This window comes from Salmonella sp. K21076 (genome assembly GCF_039650795.1).
Taxonomy (GTDB): Bacteria; Pseudomonadota; Gammaproteobacteria; order Enterobacterales; family Enterobacteriaceae; genus Salmonella; species Salmonella enterica.
In genome coordinates, this window is the sequence record NZ_JBCLYA010000023.1 from 1 (window position 1) to 512 (window position 512).

1 protein-coding gene is annotated in these 512 nt (G+C 54.7%); it reads left to right on the forward strand.

Annotated elements, in window-relative coordinates; translation table 11 throughout:
* The coding region (locus tag AAYN39_RS07845) for a GTP-binding protein (RefSeq protein WP_234155037.1) at window positions 1-512 on the forward strand (512 nt) is incomplete at both ends.

The following is a 512-nucleotide window of genomic DNA, read 5'->3' on the forward strand; positions in this document are numbered from 1 at the left end:
GGCGCGATCCTGGTTGTTGCTGCGACTGACGGCCCGATGCCGCAGACCCGTGAGCACATCCTGCTGGGTCGTCAGGTAGGCGTTCCGTACATCATCGTGTTCCTGAACAAATGCGACATGGTTGATGACGAAGAGCTGCTGGAACTGGTTGAAATGGAAGTTCGTGAACTTCTGTCTCAGTACGACTTCCCGGGCGACGACACGCCGATCGTTCGTGGTTCTGCTCTGAAAGCGCTGGAAGGCGACGCAGAGTGGGAAGCGAAAATCATCGAACTGGCTGGCTTCCTGGATTCTTACATCCCGGAACCAGAGCGTGCGATTGACAAGCCGTTCCTGCTGCCGATCGAAGACGTATTCTCCATCTCCGGTCGTGGTACCGTTGTTACCGGTCGTGTAGAACGCGGTATCATCAAAGTGGGCGAAGAAGTTGAAATCGTTGGTATCAAAGAGACTCAGAAGTCTACCTGTACTGGCGTTGAAATGTTCCGCAAACTGCTGGACGAAGGCCGTGC